Annotated in this window: 1 protein-coding gene; it reads left to right on the top strand. The window is 50.4% G+C overall.

Annotation, left to right across the window (positions count from 1 at the left end; all coding sequences use genetic code 11):
• Positions 1–371 (top strand): hypothetical protein (locus NR125_RS29440; protein ID WP_256816899.1); only part of this gene is annotated, 371 nt, incomplete at both ends.

Consider the following 371-nt stretch of genomic DNA (forward strand, 5'->3'; position numbering starts at 1 on the left):
GGGGAAAAGAGGAAGAGGGGAGAGGGAGAAGGAAGAAGGAGAAAGAAGAAAAAAAAAAGAGGAGAAGGAAAGAAAAGGGGAAGGGAAGGAAGGAAAAGGAAAGGGGGAGAAAAAAGGAAAGAGGAGGAAGAGGAAAGGAAGAGGAGAGAGAGAAGGAAAGGGGGGAGAAAGGAAAGAGGGAGAAAGGGGAGGAAGAAAGGGAAAAGAGAGGGAGAGGGAAAGGGAAGGAGAGGAGAGGGGGAAAGGAAAGGAAAAGAAAGAGGGAAAAGAGGAAAGGAGAGCGGGGCCGGCGAGGGAGAGGCCCAGCGGGGCAGCCGCTGTTTTTACGGACGCTGTGTATATTTCTTCTGATAAGGTCTGCAAGTCTTTTC

This window comes from Cytobacillus sp. Bac17, assembly GCF_024519925.1.
In the GTDB taxonomy this organism is placed as follows: Bacteria; Bacillota; Bacilli; order Bacillales; family Cytobacillaceae; genus Cytobacillus; species Cytobacillus pseudoceanisediminis.